We start from the raw sequence: 21,457 nt of genomic DNA, 5'->3' as shown, positions 1-21,457 counted from the left end.
CGCTAGACGCTCATCACCCTGCGTGGCAACCCGATCGCGAAACGTCAACCTCCGCGACAGGGAGGGTGGGTGGGAAACAAGAACCTACCGATCCTCACAAGCAGAGCTCGACCCCCGAAGCTCAAGCCCCGACCCACCCCACCACCTCCATCCGACCAGCTCAGCACCCTCGGGATCCCTCGCCCGAAGCCCGAAGCTCAAGCCCCGAGCCGCCGAGACCTACGAATGCGGGGAGGCCACCACCGCCGATCTCGTCGGCGTCGACTCGTCGGACCTGATCGTGTGGAGTGAGATACACGTGGAGCAGGGTCTTGCCCGCTGGCCACATGTCCTGGGCATGCTGGAACACGAACTGCTTCACGACCACGCACCGCAGCCTCTCGACCCTGAACGCGCGTCGTTTATATCCGAGTTGGGTACGGTCCGACCGGCGGTCCGGGGCGTTCGGCGGCGGAGGCGAATCATGAAAAATGCGCACGTGGGGCTCGCGGCGTTCACGACCAGAGCGGGCGAGGCCGCCCGGACCCTGCTGCATAACCAGGGGTATGACGGCGGATGGGGCCTCACCCTGACCTCGGTCTCGTCGATCGTCAACACCAGCGAGGTCCTGCCGATTCTGCGGGCCGCCGGCATCGCCGGACAGCCGGTTCGCCAGGGGCTCGACTTCCTCACCGGCGCCATCCCGGAGCACTCGCGGCCACGGCCCAAAGGCGGTCGTGGTGAGCACACCCGGTTCATCGCCTTCGGCCTGGCCGGACTGCTGTCCCACCCTCGTTTCTTCCACCACAACGGCGTCGCGGAGACCGCGGCCTGGTGCGTCTGCTGGCTGGAGGACCATCAGGTCGACCACGGCTGGCCCGAAGTCCTCGGACTCGACGACACCTCGCTGCACCAGACGGCCTTGGTGGTGCACCGGCTCGCCGAGCTCAGAGATGCCCTCCATGACTTCGGCCCCGGACTCCTCTTACCCGGCGGGGTGGAGACCAGCGGCCTGCTGGAGCGCGTCGAGCCGCTGATCGACCACGGAGTGCACGGCCTGCTCTACCACCGGCGCCCGAGCGGGGCATGGGGGTGGCGCACGTATGTCGACACCGATCCGAGCCCGAGCAAGACCGCGCTGTGCCTGCTCGCGCTGTCGGCCGTCTGTGCCGGTATCGGGCCCGGCGGCGAGCCCGCGCACCGGGACGTTCTGCGGGAGGTGGGCGGGGTGCACGGCCCGGTGCACCGGAAGCGGCTGTCCGGCGTGGTCGTCGAGGCCGGCCAGTGGCTGCTGCATAACCATCACCGGTGGGAGGAGTTCGTCGAGGACGACAAGGACGTGCAGGGCACGGCCTGGGAGCACATGGCGTACGCGCTGTGCACCCAGGCCGCCATCCGGGCCGGTGCGAGCCCGCGCGATCCTCGCCTCGCCAAGGCGTGGAAGTTGATGAACGAACTGTGGGACCCGGAGGCCGGGCTGTGGAACGAGCCGGGTGCCTCAGGCAAGCGCGCCACCATCCGGGCCGCGTACGTGTCGGCCTACGAGGAAGCGATGCGGCGTCTGGCCCGGATGAACCTTGCCGACACCACCTCCGAGGACGCCAGCGAGGCGCCGGCCGAGATGGTCATCGTCCATGTCGCCCTCGGGCCGGGCCGGACCGTCCTCCTCGGGGCACGCGACAGCGAAGGAAACGTGGCGTGTGAGCTGTCGGAGCGCCTGTTCGACGTGGTGAAGGTCGTGTACGACGCCCCCGAGGAGGGGGTGTCGACCGTGCGGATCGCGGCGAAGCTCTACGTCGCCCCGTCCTCGGTGCCCAAGTACGTTCAGCGCGTCAACCAGGCCGTCTCCGCGGCCTTCGGAGGCGCCCCGGCCCGGCTACTGCTGGCCGGCACGGTGGACGGGGCCAGCGGGTATCACCTCGCGGGGCGGTAGGCCGCCGCCTACGACGTGGCGCGCTCCCCGGCCACCGGGTAGTTCAGCATGGCGAACCGCGCCAGGGATCGGACCTGGTCGAAGGTCTTGAGGGTGTCGAGGTCCTCCAGGCCGAACCAGGCGGCCCCGTGCACCTCTTCGAGCTGTGCCTCCACGGCCTGTTCCCGGGTGTCCGGCTGCCGCTGGACGTAGAAGAACTGGACCAGCGCCGGCGTTGGAAAGCCTTCGCGCTCGATGTCCACGTAGAACGGCACGGGTTCAGGAGTGGCGTTGTGGTCGGCCGGGTGGATGGACGGCTGACTGGAGATCGCCTCCACCAGCAGCCCCGTCTCCTCCTTGAACTCGCGCACCGCCGTGCCCGCGAAGGACTCCCCGGGCTCGATATGACCGCCCGGCGGAACCCATTTGTCGAAGCGGTTGTGGTGCACAAGCAGCACTTTGCCACGCTCGACGAGGTAGCCCGAGCAGCAGTACACCAAACCGACATCGCGGGTGGTCTGGCCGTCGTGGATCAGAATCGAGCGAGGCACCCCGCCACGATAGCCCACAGGGAAGCACTCGAACTCCCGTGCAGACGAGACCACTTCAGCGCCGTGTCAGCGCCGCACCGATGACATGTCATCGGCAATGACAGCGCGATGTCATCGCGTACACGTCATCGCGGGTCGGATCGTGGTCACATCCCGCTCCGCGGCACCCACTGCGGGCCGGCGTTGCCCTCTGTCCGTTGAGGAGAGAACCCTGATGCACTCTCGCCCCTTCCCGTGGCGTGCCCGGTACCAGCAGCGGTTCGCGGCCCCGCAGACCGTGGTGGTGCAGCCCACGACGTGGTGCAATCTGGACTGCCGGTACTGCTACCTGCCATTTCGCAAGCTCAAGCACCAGATGCCCCCGGAGGTGGCCGCGGCCCTGGCGCAGGCGGTGGCCCAGTTCGACGACAGCGGCCGTCCGATCGGCATCGTCTGGCACGGCGGGGAGCCGCTCGCCGTGGGCCGGCAGAAGTTCGCCGCCCTGCTCGCGCCGTTCGAGGCCCTGCGGCGGGCGGGCCGAGTCCACCACTATGTACAGACCAACGCGACGCTGATCACCGAGACGTGGTGCGACCTGCTGGCCGCGTACGACGTCCGCGTCGGGGTGAGTATCGACGGCCCGGCCGCCTTGAACGCCGAGCGCGTCGACCTGCGAGGCAAGCCCGCCTCCGACCGGATCCTGCGCGGCATCTCGCAGCTGCGCGAGCATGGCATCCCGTTCTCCGTCATCTCAGTGGTCAGCACCCTGGGCATCGCGATGCCGGAGAAACTGCTGGAGTTCCTGACCTCTCTGGGCGGCCATTCGGTGGGCTTCAACATCGAGGAGATCGAAGGGGCCAACACCGACCGGCAGCCGCCCACCGCGAGCCAGGCCGAGGAGTTCTGGCGCCGCACCCTCACCTGGGCCCGCGAGCATCCGGACGCCCCGGCGGTCCGGGAAGTCGAACGGCTCGCCGAGTACCTCCAGCTGATCCGGTCCGGCCGGAGAGCTGAGTGGGACAGGCGCCGCCTCGACCCGATCCCCACCATCTCCTGGAAGGGAGACGTGGTCCTGCTCTCCCCGGAACTCGCGGACACGGCGGCGCCCGAGTACGGCGACTTCGTAGCCGGCAACATCCTCGACCGCGCCCTGCCCGAGATCCTCCATGATGCCCACCGGCTGTGCTACGTACGCGACTTCCTCACCGGCCTGGACCGCTGCCAGGCCGAATGCGAGTTCTTCGACTTCTGCCGCGGCGCCCAGGCCGCCAACCGCTACTTCGAGAACGGCGACCTCACGACCACCGAGACCAACTACTGCCAGGTCTCCCGGCAGGCCCTGGTCACGGCCCTGTCCACCCTCGCAACCAAGGAGGCTGGCGCATGAAGATCCTGGACCGGCTCGCCACATCCACCACCCCCGTCGTGATGGAGTTGACAGCCACGCACGACGTCCCGACCCCGGTGATCGTTGAAGCGGCGTGGGACAACCGGCCCACGTGGGACAACTGGGCGAAGAACCCGGCTCCCTTCGACAACCGCCCGACCTGGGACAACTGGAACAAGAAGAAGTAGGCCGCACCGCTGCCTGCACGCCCCGGGCGTGCAGGCAGCACCGGCGACCGAGCTACCGCGCTGAAAGGCTGTTGATGGACACCCGCACGATCCGCCGTACGAGCGTCACGCTCCCTGCCCTGAGCGAGCCGGGCCTCTACCTCTCCAACGTCACCTCGCTGGAGGGCGGCCGTGGCCGGGTGGCGGAGTTCCACTACGCCGACGCCGACCTGCGGGACCTCGACCTGGCCGACACCCACCTGATGGACGGGCGGATCACCGGCCTCAAGGCCCAGCGCACCCGCCTGGAGAAGCTCCGTGTCGACTCCGTGGAGTTCACCGGCTGCGACCTGGCCTCCCTGCAGTGGACCGACAGCAAGATCTCCAGAGCCGTCTTCCGCGACTGCAAGCTCATGGGCGCCGCACTCGAAGATGTGACACTCGACAACGTCCTGTTCGAGAACTGCAAGATCGACTACAGCACTCTCACCCGCGTCCGGGCCACCGGCCCCGTGATCTTCGCCAAGTGCTCGCTGCGCGAGACCACCTTCGCCGCCGCTGACCTCGGCGATGTCCTGATCGACGACTGCGATCTACGGCTGACCGAGTTCGACGGCGGGAAGTACCGCGACCTGGACCTCCGGGGCAACGACCTCTCCCAGCTTCGCGGCCTGGCCTCGCTCAAGCAGATCGTCATCGACCACGCCCAGACACTCCAGCTCGCCGAGGCCCTCACCGTCGAGCTGGACGTCACCTTCGGCGAAGACCTCGACGACAAGTAGCCCCGCACCTGCCCCAGGGAGGCACGGCCATGGGCCCGCGACTCGTATTCGACACGTACGACGACATACGCGGCCGGTGCGAGGTCGCACCGGTTCGGCAGACCGGCAGCGAGCCCGGCTACGACCACGGCGCCATCGTCCCCAGCGGCGACTGGGTACCCCTCACCGCCGACGAGGCCGAGCGGCACCAGGCCGACGACTCGGCGCCCGAGAGCATCCGCATCGAGCTCGTACACCGACAGCTGCCGCCGCTCGACCCGGACGACCTGTCCGGCCGGCTCGAAATCGCCGCCCGCCTCGACCCCCTCAATGGCCGCTGGCCCACCACCCTCCTAGGGTGCGCGGCCAGCCCCGGCAACTGGACCACCACCACCGAGGACTCCGCTCATCGGCGGAGGGGCCCGGTTGACCGGCAGCCGAACGCTTGCCGTACCCGGCACTGGCCATCGAATAGGAAGCGGTGTGCACGCGCGGCGGCGCAACACTAAACTGCGAAGCAGCCACAAAGATCAACGCCTTGATCTAGCTGGTGAGGTCTCCGTCAGGTGCTTCCAACACCAGGCGGAGGCCGTTTTCCGTTCAGGGGCACGCTAGACGCTACTCACCCTGCGTGGCAACCCGATCGCGAAACGTCAACCTCCGCGACAGGGAGGGTGGGTGGGTGGGAAACAAGAACCTACCGATCCTCACAAGCAGAGCTCGACCCCCGAAGCTCAAGCCTCGTAGTCACGCCTGGCGAAAGTCGGACGGCGGCCGGATTCAGCCCCGGTGGATGGGGACTACGGCCCGACCACGGTCACCTGGTCTGCGGCCAGGATCGCTTGCAACAGGCCTGGAAAGCGGGTTTCCAAGTCGTCCGCACGCATCTGGCTGAGGATCTTGTTGCCGCGGTAGTGCTGCGTGATGACACCCGCCTCGCGGAGCACCCGGAAGTGATGGGTCGACGTCGACTTGGCGACCGGCAGGTTGGACGCACCACAGGCCTGCGCCTCATCCCCGTCGGAAAGCTGACGCACAATGCGCCGGCGCAAGGGGTCGGCGAGCGCGGCGAGGACCGTGTCGAGCAGGACCGCTTCCGTCGCGGGATGAGGCAGCGTTCGCATGAGTTCAACTCTACTCAACCCGCTCGTGGTACGGCCCCCGTCGTACTACGAGGTGCGTCGTACGACATGCCCTCCCGGGCACTCGCAGCCCCTGCGACCAGGGGACAAGTGTCGCCCCGTGCCGGTTTCGGGGCTTTGAGTACGTCACTTGACATCTGCCGGAAGCGATCCGGCCGAACACGGAAGAATCCCCGAATGAACATCGCCGTCGTCTTATTCCCTCGCCTCACCGCCCTGGACGCGATCGGGCCCTACGAAACCCTGCAGCGACTGCCCGACACCACGGTGACCTTCGTGGGCCACCGGCGCGGCGAGGTCCGCACCGAAAACGGATACCTCGGCCTGACCGTCGACAAAAACTTCGACGAGGTCGTCGCGCCGGATGTGATCGTCGTGCCTGGTGGAATCGGCGTTCTCGACCTGCTGGAGGACAAGGTCCTCCTCGACTGGCTGCGGTCCGCCCACGCCACCAGCCGCTTCACCACCTCGGTCTGCACCGGATCCCTGCTCCTGGCGGCCGCGGGGCTGCTGCCCGGTCTCGAAGCGACCACGCACTGGGCCTTCATGGCCAAGCTGACCGAGCTCGGTGCCGCTCCGGTCTCCACCCGAGTGGTCGAGCACCTGGAGCAGCGGACCATCATGGCCGCCGGCGTCTCCTCCGGGATCGACATGGCCCTGCGCCTGGCAGAGCTGCTCACCGACCAGGTGACAGCGCAGGCCATGCAGCTGATGGTGGAGTACGACCCGCAGCCGCCCTTCGACGCGGGCAGCGTCGAGAAGGCCGGCCCGCTGGTCACAGCCCGAGCCAAGGAACTGTTCCTGGAAAAGGACTGAGCACGCGGTGCGCGGGCGACCCCGGCGAGGTCGCCCGCGGCACCAGTCGCTGTGCGTGTCCGCCGGTTCGGCCGGCAGCGTGGCGGTGAGCCGGGACCGTACGAGCCCGCCGAAACCCTCGTGACCGCACGAACCCCCACCCCGAAGCCCGAAGCTCAAGCCCCGACCCGCCGGTGTGGCGGAACACGGCTCGGGGTTCAGTAGCCGAACCCCGGCCAGTGCGGGTCCTCCCAGCGGTCGGGGCAGGCGAGGCCAAGCAGCCGTATCCGGTGGAGCAGTTCTTCGGAAGCGCCGTGGGCCTGCAGTCGAGCGGAGGCATGGAACAGCAGCCAGGCTGTCAGCCCGGCGCGCATGTCGTCCTCGTCGTGCCAGGTGTCCCAGGGGAGGAAATCCCCGAGCAGTTTGCACTCCCAGTGGGTCACCGCTTCCGCCAAGTGCTGGTCGGCCGTGGGGTGAGTCCGGGCTTCCCAGGTGCGGAGCCACGGACTGAGCATGGCGGAGGCCTCGGCGTTCAGGGCGAGGACTTCGTACGGCGGCACGGTGGGGTCCGGATCGGTGAGGACGTGGGCCCACCATGCGTGCAGGAATTCTTCCACTGCTGCGGCCTGCTCGGCGGGCCACTGCTGCCACTTGGCGCGGTGGAAGGTGCGTCCGACTTCCTCCATACCAAAAAGAGGCGCGATGAGGCCGCGGGTGAGAGCCGTGGCGAACTGGGGCAGGATCCGACGCAGCACGGAAGCCTTGTAGGTCCAGTCGGTTGCCTGCCAGGTGCGGCGCAGAAGGTCGGGGTCGAGTTCCGTATCCGGCGTCTTCAGCAGCGCCAGGTCTTCCGCGCTTCCCCAGTGACATTCACAGTTGGCTTCATCGGGGTGGGCGGACATCCCGCGGAAGACAGCGCTCAGGCCGTCCAGTGCGCTGTCGAGGCGAAGTCGTGCGGCTGTCAGGTCGCGGTTCTGCATGGCGTCTACCTTTGGGACTCCAGGAGACTGCGGCCACCCGAAGATCGCCAATCTACCGGGTCCGCCCCCACAGCCAACACCAATACCGCCTCCCTTACGGCCGGGGGAAAACGGGCCGGGTCCCGTCACTCCAGGGGAGGGGGGACGGGGCCTGGTGAACCGGTACGCGCTGTGCTGCGGGCTCAGGCGGTGCGGAACTCGCCGGCCTTGACGCCCGCCACGAAGGAGGCGAACGAGCTGACGGGGAAGCCCAGGACGGGTCCGTTCGGGTCCTTGGAGTCACGGACGGGGACGACGCCGGAATCTGCGTACTCGGGGGCCCATTCGACGCAGTCGCCTCCGTTCCCTTCGCTGTAGCTGCTCTTGACCCACTCCGTGCGGGAGAGGTCGGGGGTGGGGGTCATGGGTGTACGCCTCCATAACGTGCCGAATGAGGGAGAGGGAGTCATCGCGTGACAGTGCGTCCGCGCGCAGCCCCTCGTAGGCCGCCCGTGCTTCGGCTACCGCTTCCGCCGAGTCGTCCACCTGCCCTCGTACATAAGTCTCCTCGTACAGGACTTCGGTTCCGTCCTGCTGTGTGAGCACCTTAAACGGTAGTGCTCGCGACGCGGTGCCCGCGCGGAAGGGAAAGACCTGGACCGTGATGTGCGGAGACTCGGACGCATCCACCAGGTGTTGAAGCTGCCCCCGCATGACACTTGCGCCGCCCGCCCCGGACCAGAGAACCGCCTCGTGCAGGATCACCCACAGCGATGGGGGGTGGGGGCTGTCGAACACCTCCCGCCTTCGCAACCGGTCTGCCACCAGCTTCTTGATCTCGACCGCCGAGTCCTGCGGACGGGCGGACCGGAAGACGGCTTCGGCGTAATCCGGGGTTTGCAGTATCCCCGTGACGCGGGTGGCGGCATAGTCGCAGATGCTTGCCACCTCGCGCTCCAACTGGAGGTAGGGGATGAACCAGAGCGGGTTGCCCGCGTCGGCCGCCCGCTGTCGCATCCGGGTGTACGTGCCGGACGTGCCGAGCACCCTGTCGCACTGCTCCGCGAACTGCGCCGACGGGAGTTGTCCGTTCTCCGTCTTGCTCACGTAGGGCTGCTTGCAGAACAGCTTGTCGGCGAACTCCGTCTGGGACCACCCCCGTGCTTCCCGCGCGCACTTGATCTCCTTGCCGAACTGCTCCGCTGGTGTGCCCGGGTCATCGTTCATGGTTCAACTCCCAGTATTCACAACCCGCTTGGAATCGCTTCGCCTCTTTTGAGACTACGCGCCGACGCCGAATCTGTAGTCGGACGAACACAATACGTAGGCACTGGAGGCGCGGAGCATGGATCAGCGGACGGTCCCACCAACGGGCGAAGACATGACAGACGAGCCGCCCGCCGTGACCGCGGCCAGTGGTCCCCGGCGGCCGGTCCCGGTGCCCGGTTGCGATCTGTGCGACTGGTGGGACAGGCGGCGGGAGAACGCTCACCGGGGGATCGGGGAGGCCAGCGCGGCCCACTGTGCGCGCCAGATCGCGGCGCACCCGCACCGGCGGGCCGGTGACGCCGGATGACGCCCGGTCCCGATCTGCGCGTCGGCATGGCGGTGTTCGACCGGCGGGCGGACATGCCCGGCGTCATCCGCTCCTTCGCCGGACCGCTGGCCTGTCTCGTCCGCCCCTCCGGGCACACCTGGCAGGCCGCCCTGATCGCGCTCCGCCCGGCGACCGAGCGGGAACGGACCCAACTCCGCGCCCTCGCACGACTCCACCGGCGGCAGCGGCCCCCCGCCGGGCGGCGGACATGAGCGCCGCCCGGTTCTACCACGTGACCGTGGTCTGCGAGGGACCCGTCAACGGTACGTGGGTACGGGTCGTCCTCGCCGCCCGGCAGGCGGCATCGCCGGAATTCGCCCTCTCCTTCCTCCGCCGCCAGGCCCGGCGCATCGCCGACGGCCTCGACCCCGACCCGGGGGCCGGGTGGGCTCCACCGGGCACGCTCGTCCCCGTAAAAGCGCCCGTGCCGGACGCACCCACCGCACTCCGGTCCTGGTGCCACGACCTCCAAGCACAGAAAGCGGCACAGGAACGGCCCCTCGCGGGCGCGGAGTTCACTCTCGGCGCCGACGACTTCAGCGGCCGGTACACCCTCAGAGCACTGCCCCCGCCCGCACCCGCGTACGTACTACCGCACCACGCAGCACGCCCCTGCCGCCGGAGACACCGCAAGCCCCGATGGTTCGACCGGTTCCACCTCCGCCTCCGGCTCCCGGGCTCGTCCCCGTTCCGGCGACGGGCCCGGAAACGACATGCGCCCCGATGATGCCGCACGAGCCATGCGAGCGGTACGGACCGCACTCGTCATCAGCTCCACGCTCGCCGCCTACGCGGCGGCCGCATGGCTCCTGGCCGATCCCTTCACACGTTGATGGACACTTCTGGGGCGGAAGCAGGCGCCATGTTCCGTATATGCGCATCCGAGACCATGATGGTGACTAAAAGTAAGCACTTAGTCGCGCACGCCAAGGGGGCGTGCGGGGAGGCCACTACTCGACACAATGCGCCAAACCCGACTTTCCTCACATCACCGAAAAACGAGATCCAGGACCATGAGTGAAAGGGCAAGAGCATGGCGACTGCTGCTTTACTCGTCGGACAGACCACCACGGGATTCTTGTGGTGCGATCTGACACGGAAGTGCCAGCTCGAATGCGGGCATTGCTACAACCAGTCCGGTCCGAAGGGCACCCACGGCACCATGTCCCGCGAGGACTGGATCCGCGTACTGGACCAGGCTGCGACCGCCGGTGTCACGGACGTACAGTTCATCGGCGGCGAGCCGACCGTGCACCCCGACTTCGCGGAACTGGTGGACCACGCGCTGACCGTCGGCCTGCGCGTAGAGGTGTACAGCAACCTTGTCCACGTGTCGGCGCAGCGCTGGGGCCTTTTCCAGCGCGAGGGAATGTCGCTGGCCACGTCGTACTACTCGGACAAGGCGTCGGAGCACAACAAGGTCACCCATCGTTCGAGTCACGCCAGGACCCGGGCCAACATCGTCAAAGCGATCGGACTCGGGGTCCCGATCCGAGTCGGCATCGTCGGAGACAACGAACAGATCATCGCAGCATCAAGGGCCGACCTTGAGTCGATCGGCGTCAGCCGGATCGGAATCGACCGTATCCGGGAGTTCGGACGGGCGTGCGGTGGGCAGAAACCGGACGCGTCAAATCTGTGTGGCGGGTGTGGCGACGGCAGGGCTGCGATCGACCCGAGCGGTACCGTCGCGCCGTGCGTCTTCTCCACCTGGAAAGGTGTCGGCAATGTCCACGACGCCTCGTTGGCCTCTATTCTGAGCGGCCCCGCCCTGTCTGAGGCAGTGGACTCCCTCCGAGAGGTCTGGGGGTGGGGCAAAGACAAGGACGGCGGCCAGAAACAGCCGTGTAGTCCTGACTGCGTCCCGAAGAACCCGTGCGACCCGAGGTGCGGCCCGAACGATGCATGTCGTCCGGGAGCACCCGGCACCGAATGCAGCCCCAAGAACTGACCGCACCGAGGAGACCCGACGTGGATGACCTGCCCGACGGCCACTTCAGGCATCTGCTCCTGCCATACGCCGGCGAGGTCACCCGCGTTCGGGTTCCGGCCCGGGGATTCGGGTCCGACTTCTCCGCGGTAATCGACAGCGAGAAGGGGCGGTTCTTCGTCAAGGCCATGTTCAACAATCCCGGGGGACGGAAGGACTCCATCCTCCGGGAACGGGCGATCAACCCCTCCGTACAGCCTCTTTCGCCCCGGCTGCTGTGGAGCGTCGACGGAGACGACGCCGGGTGGATCATCCTCGGCTTCGAGGCCATCGAGGAGCGTGGCCTCGACTTCGAACCGGGCTCGCCGGATCTCCCCCTCGCCGTGAATCTCCTCAATCGGGCGGCGGCTCTGGAACTGCCCGACGTCGCGCGGGACTGGACGGAAGACCGGTGGGACGCCTACGTGGGCAGCGAAGAGGAATTGGCGTTCCTCCGTGGTGATGCCCTCCTGCACACCGACATCAACCCGTCCAACCTGACGACCGGGGATGCGGGGTCGTGGATCATCGATTGGTCATGGCCCACGCGCGGGCCCGCCTTCATCGACCCGGCCTGTTTCGTCGTGCAGTTGATCTCCGCCGGCCACAGCCCCGAGTCCGCCGAGTCCTGGGCCGCCGGGTGCACGGCATGGGCGAAGGCAGACCCGAAGGCAATCGATGTGTTCGCTGTCGCCGATCTGCGCATGCTTCGTGCCATTGCCGACCGGCGCCCTGATGAGGCATGGCGCGCGGCCATGGTGGAAGCAGCTCAGGCATGGGTGGACCACCGGGGCGGGGCCCGGTCTCCGCGGTCGGGCCCCGCCCCGAGCTGGTCGACGTGACCGGTGGGTCGACCGGTTTCGCCTCCGACTCCTGGGCTCGTTCCCGTTCCGGCGACGGGCACGGAAACGACATGCTGCCCGGTGATACCGCACGGGCCGCGGGCCGGAGCCTCACCGGCGCGGTGGCGCCGGGCCCCTCCGCTCCCGTGACATCCTGTGCCCCGCACGTAAACCCAGAGACGGTACGGGGGGCGGTACGGAAGGCGGAACACATGGCGGAGTTCGAGGTCACGGGCGCGAGCGTCGACGACATCACCCTGCTCGGTGAGTGGGCGCACGACGAGGGATGGAACCCGGGCCGCTCCGACGGACACGCCTTCTTCCCGGCCGATCCCGGCGGCTTCCTCTTCGGCCGGCTCGACGGCCGGGCCGTGGCCTCCATCTCCGCCGTGCGGTACGGGGCGGACTTCGGCTTCATCGGCTTCTACATCGCCACCCCGCCGGTGCGCGGCCAGGGCTACGGGATCCAGGTCTGGCGCGCGGGCGTCGCGCGCCTCGCCGGCCGCACCATCGGCCTCGACGGGGTGGTCGGCCAGCAGGACAACTACCGCAGATCCGGCTTCCGCCGCGCCTGGAACAACATCCGCTACGAAGGCGTCCCGGCCGGCGACGCGGGCGCCCGGCCCGGGGACGGCGTCAGGCTGCTGCACGCCCGTACGGTCCCGCTCGCCCAACTCGCCGCGTACGACCGGCGGTTCTTCCCCGCGCCCCGGGACACCTTCCTCGCCGCGTGGGTGAGCCTGCCCGACCGCACCGCGCTGGCGGCGGTCCGCGACGGCGAACTCCACGGCTTCGCCGTCCGCCGCGCGGCCCGCGGCGCCTGCCGTGTCGGGCCGCTCTACGCCTCCTCGCCGGAGATCGCGGCGACGCTGCTGGACGCGCTCGCCGCGACCGCCCCGGGCACCCCGCTGGCGATCGACGTCCCCGACGTCAACCAGCAGTCCGTACGGCTGATGGAGCGGTTCGGGCTGACCCCGTCCTTCGAGGCCGCCCGTATGTACACGGGCCCCGCCCCCGACGTGGATCTGGCGGGAATGTACGCCGTCACCAGCATCGAACTGGGCTGAACCGGGCCCGCCCGGGCCAGGGTCCTACCCCTTCGGGCCGGCCCGCCGCGCGCGGGCGAGCGTCCGGGCGATCCTCGGGCCCAGCCGGCGCTTGAAGCCGCGGAGCACCGCCGACCGGCTCACCGCGCGGTCGAGCCGGTAGTAGAGCGCGGGCGGGACGTACGGCAGCAGCGGGGAGTGCCGCTGGCCGAGGAGGGCGAACATGTGCGCGGGCGGGAGGTGGATGTAGCGCGTCAGGTTCTCGTACCAGCGCGCGCTGTAGCGGGCCGCGCTCTGGACGGGGAGCAGCGCCGAGCGGCGCTCGCGCTCGTAGTGGGCGAGGGCGGGGGCGAGTTCGGTGTGGTCGCGTACCGCGCCCGCCAGGGCGATGGCGTCCTCCAGGGCGAGGGTGGTGCCCGCGCCGATGGAGTAGTGCGTGGTGTGCGCGGCGTCGCCGAGCAGGACGAGGCGGCCGTGCGACCAGGTGCGGTGGGTGAGGGTGCGGAAGGTGAGCCACTGGGCGGCGGCGCCGTCGGAGTTCGCCCGGCCGATGAGCGCGTGCCCGTCCAGCGGCACGGCGAAGAGCTTCTCCAGGAGGGCGAGGCTGTCGGCCTCGTTCGTCTCGTGGAGGCCGAGGCCCCTCCACGTCTCCTCGGAGCACTCGACGATGCAGGTGCTGTGCCGGTCGCTGAACCCGTAGCCGTAGCACCAGATCCAGCCGTGCTCGGTCTCCCGGAAGGCGAAGGTGAAGGCGTTGAACACCTTGGTGGTGCCGAGCCAGACGTATTTGTTCCGGCCCGCCGTGACCTCCGTACCGAAGTGGTCGGCGGCCCGCTCGCGCAGAGCGCTGTTGACGCCGTCGCAGGCCACGACGAGGTCGGCGCCGGCCAGCTCCCCCTCGTCCGGCCCGGCGGTGACCTCGTGCTCGTACTCGACGCGTACGCCGAGCTCCCTGGCCCGGGCGGCGAGGATGTCGAGCAGTTCACGGCGGCCGATGCCGAAGCCCTCGTCGCCGTGGTGGACGGTGGTCAGGTCGCCCACGTGCGCGACCCCGTCGCTCCAGCGGACCGAGCGCTCGCTGATGGTACGGGCGGACTCGGGGTCGTGGGCGCGCAGCTTCTCGATGAGGCCGCCCCAATAGGTCACCCCCCAGCCGTAGGTCGACCCGGCCGGATTCCGCTCGTGGACGGTGATCTCGTGGGACGGATCCTGCCGCTTCATCAGGATCGAGAAGTACAGTCCGGCGGGCCCGCCGCCGACGCAGACGACCTTCACAGACACCCCTTGGTGACACAACGTGATCGATTGACGGCGAAGAGTAGCAGGGGGTGTGCGCCGCGTTCGACTACATCCAGAGCCGGGCCTTCATCAGGAGCTGGCCGTGGAGCAGGGAGAGGTCCGAACGGCCCAGATCCCCGTCGCGCGTGGCGAGGTAGAAGGTGTTGATGGGCGGGAGTTCGGGGTCCAGCAGCTTGACGACCTCGCCGCGCACCAGCTCCTCGGCCGCCAGGTAGGTGGGGAGCACGGAGATGCCCGCCGAGGACTTGACGGCGGCGAGCGCCCCGCGCAGGTCCGGCACGACGAGGGAGGGCGCGGCGGTCGGCCGCAGCCCGAAGACCGTGAGCCAGTAGCGGCGGATGATCGGCAGGGACTCGGCGTACGCGATCAGCGGGTACTTGGCGAGGACGGATGGGCCGTCCTTCTCCGTGAGCCGGTCGGCGGGGATGCCCTTGGCCAGCTCCGGGGAGGCGAGGAGCGCGAACTCCTCGTCGACCAGGGTGGTGGCGGTGATGCCGCGCAGCCGTGGCCGTACGGTCGACAGGACGAGGTCGAAGTCGCCGCTGATCAGCCGGCCGAGCAGGTCGTCCGCGAGGCCGAAGCCGAAGGTGAGGCGCAGTCCGTCGGCGACGAGGTCGCTGACGGCGGGCAGCACCCGCGAGGTGATCAGCTCCACCGGCCCGCCGACGTAGAGCGGATGGCCGTCGGGGGTGCCGCCGAAGTGCCGTTCCACCACCGTGCCGAGGGCGTCGACCGGGCCCTGCACCTCACGCAGCAGGGTCTCGGCGGCGGGTGTGGGGAGGGCGCCCTGGGGGATGCGCTCGAAGAGCGACTTGCCCAGCTCCCGTTCGAGATTGCGGATCTGGTGGGTGACGGTGGGCTGGGAGAGTTCGAGCCGCTGGGCCGCCTTGGTGAAGGAGCCGAGGCGGTAGACGGTCACGAACGTCCGCAGCCAGCTCAGTTGTACCGCCATGGTCAAGGCCGTCCCCCTGTGCGTTCGTTCGCCCCGCGCGGTGCCCGGCGGGGTGGTGGTGCTCGTCGGTCGTCGGTCGTCGGTTCACGGCACTCGGCGGGGCGTACGGGGGAGGCCGGGTGTCCGGGGGCCCGCCGGTTCGGGTCAGGCCCTCGGCCCATGCTGCGCGAAATGCCGTGGCGGCGCGGTCGGGTCGGTGGAAAACACCCGTAAGGGCGCGGCGAATACGTACGTATGGCCGCTTCTCGTGCCCGAGAGCACGAGAAGCGGCCACATGCATGAGGGAGCGCGTGTCCACGCCTCCGCAATTCCGCCCTTCCGGGTATTCGCGTCCCGGTCAGGCGGCGGGTCAGGCGGCGGTTCCGGCGGCCGGGGCCTCCAGCTGTTCGACGACCAGCTCCGCGACCCGCAGCGCCGAGGCCGGGTTCTGGCCGGTGACGAGCCGCTGGTCGGCGACGGCGTGCTCGGCGAAGTTCCCTGCCTTGGTGATCTTCGCGCCGCGCTCGGCGAGCCGGCTCTCCAGCAGGAACGGCACGACCTCGGTCAGCCCGACCGCCTGCTCCTCCTCGTTGGTGAACGTCGAGACCTGCTTGCCCTCCACCAGGTACGAGCCGTCCCCGAGCCGGATGTTGACCAGCCCGGCCGGGCCGTGGCAGACGGCGGCGACGACACCGCCCCGCTCGTAGACCCCGGCGGCCAGCTCGGCCAGCTCCGTGGCGCCGGGCAGGTCCCACATCGCGCCGTGGCCGCCGGCGTAGAACACGACGTCGTAGTCGGCGGCGGACAGCTCGCCGGGCGCCGCCGTGCGGGAGAGCGCGGCGACGGTGCCGGGGTCGGCGAGGAAGTCGGCCTGCACCTGGTCCTCCGCGTTGTACCCGTCGCGCGGCGGCTCGCCGCCCTGCACGGAGACGTACGCGATCTCGTAGCCCGCCGCGCGGAACACGGCGGCGGGGTGGGCCACCTCGGGGACGTAGAAGCCGGTGGACCGGCCGGTGTCGCCGAGGGTGCCATGGCTCGTGAGCGCGAACAGAACCTTCTTGGGCATTACGGTTCTCCGATTTTTGTGGTTCCTGTGGTGCGATTCCGGTTCACCGAATGTAGGCACCGGGAATCCCGGCCGCCAAATAATCTGCCCGATCGCCCCCATAGAGAAATTCATGGAGGCAATTCGTTACGGTGAGCCCCCTTCGGAGAATGGAATGGATATGAAAGAGCCCGGAGAGAGCGGGGCGCGGCGCGGGCTGATCGTGGTGAGCAGCGTCGCGCGGCTGCCCGGCGGCCGGCAGGCCGGCTTCTGGCTGCCCGAGGCCGCCTACCCCTGGCGCGCCCTGACCAGCGCCGGCTGGGACTTCGCCTTCGCGGGCACCCGCGAGGGCACCCCGCACATCGGCGGCGTCGACCGCTCCGACCTGCCGCAACGCCTCTTCCTCGACGACGGCACGGTACGCGAGCGCCTCGCCGCGACCACGACGGCCGACCGCTACACCCCCGCCGACTTCGGCATCGTGCTGATCGCGGGCGGCCACGGCGCCATGCTCGACCTCCCCGAGGATCCGCGGCTGGCCCGCTTCCTCACCCGCTTCCACGCCGGGGGCGGCGTGGTGGTCGCGGTCTGCCACGGCGTGGCGGCGCTGCTGCCGGCCCGGGCGCCCGGCGGGGCGCCGCTGGTCGGGGGGCGCCGGGTCACCGGGTTCTCCCGGGCCGAGGAGGAGGCGGCGGGGCTGGCCGCCACCGTGCCGTTCTTCCTCGACGAGGCGCTGCGCGAGCGAGGCGCGCGGTACGAGGCGGGCGAGCCTTTCGCGCCCCATGTCGTACGCGACGGAAACCTGGTCACGGGGCAGAATCCGGCGTCGGCGGCGGAAGCGACGGCCCTCGGCATGCGGCTCGCTCTCGGCAGGGAACTCCCCGGGAACTGGCTGATCGGGCATACCAGGAAATACGCCGGTTCGCCAGGTTCGGGGACGGCCGGGAATACGCACGAAATGACCGCATAATCCCCGGACGGAGGAATTCCTCTTCGGCGGGCCGAAAAGATCTCCCCGTTCCTGGTCCTAGGGTCTTTCGTTTGGATCAGGCTGGATCAGGGAGCGGGGTCTGGTGCCGTGCATCGCAAGGCGGAGGAGGGAGGCGACGCGGAGCGTCGTGGACCGACGACAACGCCGCGAGGCGCGGTGCCAGGGCACGCGAGCCCAGCCTGATCCAAACGAGAGGCCCTAGATGCGATGAGTTCCGGGGCCGCGGACGGTCAACCCCTCGCAAGCCCCGGACGGAAGCCGGGGCCGAACCCCGGACCGGACAAGGGAGTCACGACATGAAGTACATGGTGCAGCTCTTCGCGAACCGCGAGACCTGGGACGCCGACATGGCCGCCTACACGCCGGAGGCGCTGGGCGCGATGGTCGAGCACATGGGCAGGCTCAACGACGAGCTCGTGAAGAACGGTGAGCTCGTGGCGGCGGAGGGGCTGGGCGGGCCGGGCCAGGTCAAGTCCGTGAGCGCGCGGCACGGCGGCGGCCCTGAGGTGACGGACGGACCGCACTTCCGGGCCGAGAAGATCCTGGCCGGCTACTGGGTGATCGACGTGAAGGACGAGGCGCGGGCGGTCGAGTTCGCCGCGCAGGTCTCCGCGACACCGGGCCCGGACGGGAAGCCGGGCAACGAGACGGTCGAACTCCACCCGGTGGCGTCGGCGCCGCCGGTGGCGTGAGCGGCGGCGTGAGCGGCGGCGTGAGCGGCGGCTCCGCCGGGTGATTCGGATCCGTACGCGCCGCCCGGGGGCGCGAGCCGTCCCGGACCCTGCTGGGTCCGGGACGGGCGGGTCCGGGTCCGGGATGGGCGGGTGATCCTCCGTCAGGCTCCGTTGTCAGTGCCTCCCCCTAGTGTGAGGACATCGCTCGGGGAGCCTCGGAGAAGGAGCACACGCATGTCCGCCAACAGGATCCAGCACAAGGTCAATCACGTCGCGCTGGTCGTGGACTGTTCGGGTTCCATGCATCAGCACCAGAGTCAGCTCATACGGGTCGTGGACGAATTCGTGGCGGGTCTGAAGGCCGAGTCGGACAGCCTCGGCCATGAGACCCGGATCAGCCTCTACTCCTTCGACCACCGGGTGGAGAACCTGGTCTGGGACATGGACGTGAAACACCTGCCGTCCATGCGGGGTCTGTACAAGGTCAACAACGGCGCCACCGCACTCATCGAGGCCTCTCTGAAGTCCCTGGACGACCTGGGCCACATCTGGGAGGAGTACGGCGAGCACAGCTTCCTCCAGATCGTGGTGACGGACGGCGAGGAGAACGCCTCCGGCGGGGACCGGCGGCACGACGGCGACATGACCATCCTCGGCCCCTGGCTCGACAGAATCGCGGCGAAGATGGGGTCGCTCCCGGGCCACTGGACGTCCGCGATCCTCGTCCCGAACTCCCTGGCGAAGCGGACCGCCCAGAACTACGGCTTCCCGGCGGGGAACATCGCCATCTGGGACGCGGACTCCCAGGAGGGTGTCGAGGAGGCGATCGGCACCGTGCGTGCCGCGGCCACCAGCTTCCTCCGTGGCCGCGAGCAGGGCGTACGCGGCACGAAGAATCTGTTCGCGGTCGGCCAGGACATATCTGTCGACGACGTACGGGCCAACCTCGAACCGGTGGCGGCCGACAAGTACCGGCTCCTGAAGGTCGACACCGAGATCGAAATCCGGTCCTTCGTCGATTCGCATCCGGGCGTGACGTACCAACGCGGCGCGTGCTACTACCAGTTGGGCAGCCGGGTGCAGGTGCAGCCCGACAAGGAAGTCATCGTGGTCGAGAAGGACACCGACCGCGCCTACACGGGCGACGCGGCGCGCAGCCTTCTCTTCGGCACGGGCATCCGGGGGACCGTCTCCGTGAAGGCGGGGCGCAACCCCAAGCTGGAGGTGTACGTGCAGAGCCGTTCGGTGAACAGGAAGCTCAAGCCGAACACGCGTCTGCTCATCATGCTCTGATCAGCACGCCCTGAACTGCGCCGGAAGGGCGCGGACACCCCGGATCAGCCACGGGGCAACCCCGCGCGCAGACGCAGCAGTTCGGCCATCCGCTCCGCGAGCCCGGCCGCCGATTGCGGGTTCTGCGCGGTGACGAGCCGGCCGCTCACCACCACGTGCGGCGCCCGGTCGGGAGCCGCCGAGAAGACCGCGCCACGCTCCTCCAGCGCCGTCTGGAGCGAGAACGGTACGACGTCCGCCAGCCCGCGCGCGGTCTCCGACGCGTGGGAGAACGCGGTCACCTCGCGGCCGTCCACCAGGTGCGTGCCGTCCGAGAGGGTCAGGTCGACGAGCGCCGCCGGGCCGTGGCAGATCGCGCCGACCACCCCGCCCGACTCGTACACCCGCCGCGCGATCTCCTGCAGGACCGGGTGCCCCCGGAAGTCCCACATGGTGCCGTGGCCGCCGACGAAGAGCACCCCCGCGTACGCCCCCGGATCCACCTCCTCGGGCCGTGGCGTACGGGCGAGCCGGCCGCCGCCCGCCGGATCGGCCAGGAACGCCCGCTGGGCCGGGTCGTCCCGGTCGTACCCGATGACGGGCGGCCGGCCGCCGCGTACGGAGACGAAATCCACCGCGTGGCCCTCGGCGCGCAGCCGCCGCCAGGGGGTGACGGTCTCGCCGAGATGGAAGCCGGTGGGCTCGCCCGTGTCGCCGAGGGCACCATGGCTGGTCAGCACGGACAGCACGCGCCGGGAAGCGGTCACGGTCATGGCAGGCTCCTGGTCGAGTGGGAGTCAGGGTGGGAGTCGGAGGAGGAGTCGGGGCGGGGGCGCGGGGTGCGCGGGCGGGTGCCGGTGGCCACCGTCAGGCAGGCGAGCAGGGTGGCGGCCACGAGCACGGCGAGCATGGGCCTCAGGCCCAGGTGCGCCGCGGCGAGCTGCCCGGCCGACGCGCCGGCGAACAGGGCGAACGTGTTGACCGCGCCCGCCGTTCCCCGTGCGTGCGGGGCGAGGTGGTGGAGCAGGCCGACGATCCCCGGCACGATCAGCCCCGTACCCGCGACGAAAAGCGCCCCCGCGCCGATCATCGCGCCCGGGGCGCCGGCGATCCCGGCGAGCAGCGCCAGCAGCAGCCCCGCCGCCGCCGTCAGATACCCGGCGAGCGCGAGCGCCCGGGGCCCGGCGGCGCCGAAGCGCCGGTTCACCAGCGGCCCCGCCAGCAGCCCCAGCGCGCCGGTGGCCTGGGCGAGCAGCAGCCCGTTGGAGTCGAACCCGTACGTCAGGCGCAGCTCCCGCTCCAGAACGGCGTAGAAGGCGACGAAGCCGCCGAACACGGGGAGCGCGGCGGCGAACACGGCCGCCGGACCACGGGTACGGAGCAGCGCGAGCGCCGTGCCGGCCACGGCACGTGCGGAGGGGCCGGAGTCGGGGCCGGCGTCGGAGTCGGGGCCGGAGTCGGGGGCCAGGATGCGCCAGAAGGCCACGGCCGCCGCCGCGTACACGAGGGCCGGGGGCCAGAACGCGGCGCGCCAGTCCGCGTGTTCCGTCACCAGTTCACCGAAGACCTGCCCGGCGATCCCCGCCCCCAGCAGCCCGGTGGTGAGCAGCGAGAGCGCGACCGGTCGCCGGGCGGCGGGCGCGCGCTCGGTCACATAGGCGAGCGCGACGGGTGCGAACGTCGCCGCCGCGAACCCCTGCAGCGCCCGCCCGGCGAGAAACCAGCCGAGCCCCGGCGCGGCGGCGGTCAGCGCGGTGGTCACGGCCGTCGCCAGGGCGCCGCCCGCGAGGACGGGGCGGCGGCCGACGCGGTCGGACAGCGGCCCGAAGACGAGGAAGCCGAGGGCGTACGCGAAGGAGAACGCGGCCCCGGTCCAGGCGGCGGACGCCGCGTCCACCCCGTAGGCGGTCCGGATGCGGTCGGCCACCGGTATCGCGAGATAGAGCTGCGCCGGGATGGCGAAGGCCATGGCCACCAGCAGCGCGAGCTGCACCGCGAACGGGAGGGCAGTGGTCGGTGATCGTCGTGGTCGAGGGGCGCCGCGCCGCGCGGCCCCGGTGGCGGCAGTGGTCATGGTGGAATCCCCCTGGAGAGTGGCCGGAGACGGGAAAGGGCGCCCGGTGGCGCGTCGAGCGCACCGGACGCCCTCCCCGGGGGCG

General features: G+C 70.0%; 23 protein-coding genes and 1 pseudogene. 14 read left to right on the top strand and 10 right to left on the bottom strand.

Annotated features, from left to right (window positions below):
- Positions 1–463 precede the first annotated feature (463 nt).
- Complete coding sequence (locus tag AB0P17_RS30935) at positions 464–1,912, top strand: hypothetical protein (protein WP_365815967.1); 1,449 nt, start codon at positions 464–466, stop codon at positions 1,910–1,912.
- Positions 1,913–1,920: 8 nt separating this feature from the next.
- Here the strand turns inward: AB0P17_RS30935 and AB0P17_RS30930 are convergent, their stop codons facing one another.
- Positions 1,921–2,442 carry an NUDIX domain-containing protein gene (locus tag AB0P17_RS30930; protein ID WP_365815965.1) on the bottom strand — a complete coding sequence of 174 codons (522 nt, stop codon included), beginning with the start codon at positions 2,440–2,442 and terminating at the stop codon, positions 1,921–1,923.
- A gap of 214 nt (positions 2,443–2,656) precedes the next feature.
- Between AB0P17_RS30930 and amcB the strand changes: the two genes are divergently transcribed.
- From amcB to AB0P17_RS30910, 4 genes are all read left to right on the top strand, one after another.
- Complete coding sequence (amcB, locus tag AB0P17_RS30925; RefSeq protein WP_365815963.1) at positions 2,657–3,808, top strand: cyclophane-forming radical SAM peptide maturase AmcB; 1,152 nt, start codon at positions 2,657–2,659, stop codon at positions 3,806–3,808.
- On the top strand, positions 3,805–3,996 hold the full coding sequence (gene amcA, locus AB0P17_RS30920; RefSeq protein ID WP_365815961.1) for a multiple cyclophane-containing RiPP AmcA: 192 nt from the start codon (positions 3,805–3,807) through the stop codon (positions 3,994–3,996). Before amcB ends, amcA begins: the two co-directional genes overlap by 4 nt.
- A gap of 74 nt (positions 3,997–4,070) precedes the next feature.
- Complete coding sequence (locus AB0P17_RS30915) at positions 4,071–4,757, top strand: pentapeptide repeat-containing protein (RefSeq protein ID WP_365815959.1); 687 nt, start codon at positions 4,071–4,073, stop codon at positions 4,755–4,757.
- A 29-nt stretch (positions 4,758–4,786) separates the two neighbouring features.
- Positions 4,787–5,245: a hypothetical protein gene (locus tag AB0P17_RS30910; protein ID WP_365815957.1), complete on the top strand. Its 459-nt coding sequence runs from the start codon at positions 4,787–4,789 to the stop codon at positions 5,243–5,245.
- A gap of 291 nt (positions 5,246–5,536) precedes the next feature.
- Here AB0P17_RS30910 and AB0P17_RS30905 read toward each other — a convergent pair whose 3' ends face one another.
- On the bottom strand, positions 5,537–5,860 hold the full coding sequence (locus AB0P17_RS30905) for a helix-turn-helix transcriptional regulator (protein ID WP_365815955.1): 324 nt from the start codon (positions 5,858–5,860) through the stop codon (positions 5,537–5,539).
- A gap of 195 nt (positions 5,861–6,055) precedes the next feature.
- On the opposite strand from AB0P17_RS30905, the gene AB0P17_RS30900 reads away from it, so the two are divergent.
- On the top strand, positions 6,056–6,694 hold the full coding sequence (locus tag AB0P17_RS30900) for a DJ-1/PfpI family protein (RefSeq protein ID WP_365815953.1): 639 nt from the start codon (positions 6,056–6,058) through the stop codon (positions 6,692–6,694).
- Positions 6,695–6,891: 197 nt separating this feature from the next.
- On the opposite strand, the gene AB0P17_RS30895 is transcribed toward AB0P17_RS30900, so the two are convergent.
- The 3 genes and pseudogenes from AB0P17_RS30895 to AB0P17_RS30885 form a co-directional block, all read right to left on the bottom strand.
- Complete coding sequence (locus AB0P17_RS30895) at positions 6,892–7,653, bottom strand: hypothetical protein (protein WP_365815951.1); 762 nt, start codon at positions 7,651–7,653, stop codon at positions 6,892–6,894.
- A 182-nt stretch (positions 7,654–7,835) separates the two neighbouring features.
- Positions 7,836–8,057, bottom strand: a complete 222-nt coding sequence (locus AB0P17_RS30890; RefSeq protein WP_365815949.1) for a DUF397 domain-containing protein — start codon at positions 8,055–8,057, stop codon at positions 7,836–7,838.
- A gap of 79 nt (positions 8,058–8,136) precedes the next feature.
- Positions 8,137–8,859: pseudogene (locus tag AB0P17_RS30885) on the bottom strand (helix-turn-helix transcriptional regulator); the annotation flags it as partial.
- A 345-nt stretch (positions 8,860–9,204) separates the two neighbouring features.
- On the opposite strand from AB0P17_RS30885, the gene AB0P17_RS30880 reads away from it, so the two are divergent.
- The 5 genes from AB0P17_RS30880 (at position 9,205) to AB0P17_RS30860 (ending at position 13,107) form a co-directional block, all read left to right on the top strand.
- Positions 9,205–9,441: a hypothetical protein gene (locus tag AB0P17_RS30880; RefSeq protein ID WP_365815947.1), complete on the top strand. Its 237-nt coding sequence runs from the start codon at positions 9,205–9,207 to the stop codon at positions 9,439–9,441.
- The gene (locus AB0P17_RS30875; RefSeq protein ID WP_365815945.1) at positions 9,438–9,956 is read left to right on the top strand and encodes a hypothetical protein; all 519 of its coding nucleotides are present in this window, start codon (positions 9,438–9,440) and stop codon (positions 9,954–9,956) included. Before AB0P17_RS30880 ends, AB0P17_RS30875 begins: the two co-directional genes overlap by 4 nt.
- A 306-nt stretch (positions 9,957–10,262) precedes the next feature.
- Positions 10,263–11,180: a radical SAM protein gene (locus tag AB0P17_RS30870; protein WP_365815943.1), complete on the top strand. Its 918-nt coding sequence runs from the start codon at positions 10,263–10,265 to the stop codon at positions 11,178–11,180.
- A gap of 20 nt (positions 11,181–11,200) precedes the next feature.
- The gene (locus tag AB0P17_RS30865) at positions 11,201–12,040 is read left to right on the top strand and encodes a protein kinase (RefSeq protein ID WP_365815941.1); all 840 of its coding nucleotides are present in this window, start codon (positions 11,201–11,203) and stop codon (positions 12,038–12,040) included.
- 212 nt (positions 12,041–12,252) lie between these two features.
- Positions 12,253–13,107, top strand: a complete 855-nt coding sequence (locus AB0P17_RS30860; RefSeq protein WP_365815939.1) for a GNAT family N-acetyltransferase — start codon at positions 12,253–12,255, stop codon at positions 13,105–13,107.
- A gap of 24 nt (positions 13,108–13,131) precedes the next feature.
- On the opposite strand, the gene AB0P17_RS30855 is transcribed toward AB0P17_RS30860, so the two are convergent.
- From AB0P17_RS30855 to AB0P17_RS30845, 3 genes are all read right to left on the bottom strand, one after another.
- Positions 13,132–14,367, bottom strand: a complete 1,236-nt coding sequence (locus AB0P17_RS30855) for an FAD-dependent monooxygenase (protein ID WP_365815937.1) — start codon at positions 14,365–14,367, stop codon at positions 13,132–13,134.
- A gap of 64 nt (positions 14,368–14,431) precedes the next feature.
- On the bottom strand, positions 14,432–15,337 hold the full coding sequence (locus tag AB0P17_RS30850) for a LysR family transcriptional regulator (protein WP_365815935.1): 906 nt from the start codon (positions 15,335–15,337) through the stop codon (positions 14,432–14,434).
- A 349-nt stretch (positions 15,338–15,686) separates the two neighbouring features.
- Entirely contained in the window at positions 15,687–16,382 is a 696-nt protein-coding gene (locus AB0P17_RS30845; RefSeq protein WP_365815933.1) for a type 1 glutamine amidotransferase domain-containing protein, read from the bottom strand.
- 160 nt (positions 16,383–16,542) lie between these two features.
- Between AB0P17_RS30845 and AB0P17_RS30840 the strand changes: the two genes are divergently transcribed.
- The 3 genes from AB0P17_RS30840 to AB0P17_RS30830 all read left to right on the top strand — a co-directional run bounded on the left by AB0P17_RS30840 (position 16,543) and on the right by AB0P17_RS30830 (position 19,319).
- The gene (locus AB0P17_RS30840) at positions 16,543–17,331 is read left to right on the top strand and encodes a type 1 glutamine amidotransferase domain-containing protein (RefSeq protein ID WP_365815931.1); all 789 of its coding nucleotides are present in this window, start codon (positions 16,543–16,545) and stop codon (positions 17,329–17,331) included.
- A gap of 317 nt (positions 17,332–17,648) precedes the next feature.
- On the top strand, positions 17,649–18,044 hold the full coding sequence (locus AB0P17_RS30835; RefSeq protein ID WP_365815929.1) for a YciI family protein: 396 nt from the start codon (positions 17,649–17,651) through the stop codon (positions 18,042–18,044).
- 216 nt (positions 18,045–18,260) lie between these two features.
- Positions 18,261–19,319: a vWA domain-containing protein gene (locus AB0P17_RS30830; protein ID WP_365815927.1), complete on the top strand. Its 1,059-nt coding sequence runs from the start codon at positions 18,261–18,263 to the stop codon at positions 19,317–19,319.
- A 44-nt stretch (positions 19,320–19,363) separates the two neighbouring features.
- Here AB0P17_RS30830 and AB0P17_RS30825 read toward each other — a convergent pair whose 3' ends face one another.
- Both AB0P17_RS30825 and AB0P17_RS30820 read right to left on the bottom strand, forming a co-directional pair.
- Entirely contained in the window at positions 19,364–20,071 is a 708-nt protein-coding gene (locus tag AB0P17_RS30825; protein WP_365815925.1) for a type 1 glutamine amidotransferase domain-containing protein, read from the bottom strand.
- Positions 20,068–21,372, bottom strand: coding sequence for an MFS transporter (locus AB0P17_RS30820; protein ID WP_365815923.1), 1,305 nt, complete (start codon positions 21,370–21,372; stop codon positions 20,068–20,070). The genes AB0P17_RS30825 and AB0P17_RS30820 overlap by 4 nt, the downstream gene beginning before the upstream one ends.
- Positions 21,373–21,457 lie beyond the last annotated feature (85 nt).

The organism is Streptomyces sp. NPDC088124 (genome assembly GCF_040685895.1).
Classification (GTDB): Bacteria; Actinomycetota; Actinomycetes; order Streptomycetales; family Streptomycetaceae; genus Streptomyces.
This window is presented reverse-complemented; position numbering and strand designations above follow the sequence as displayed.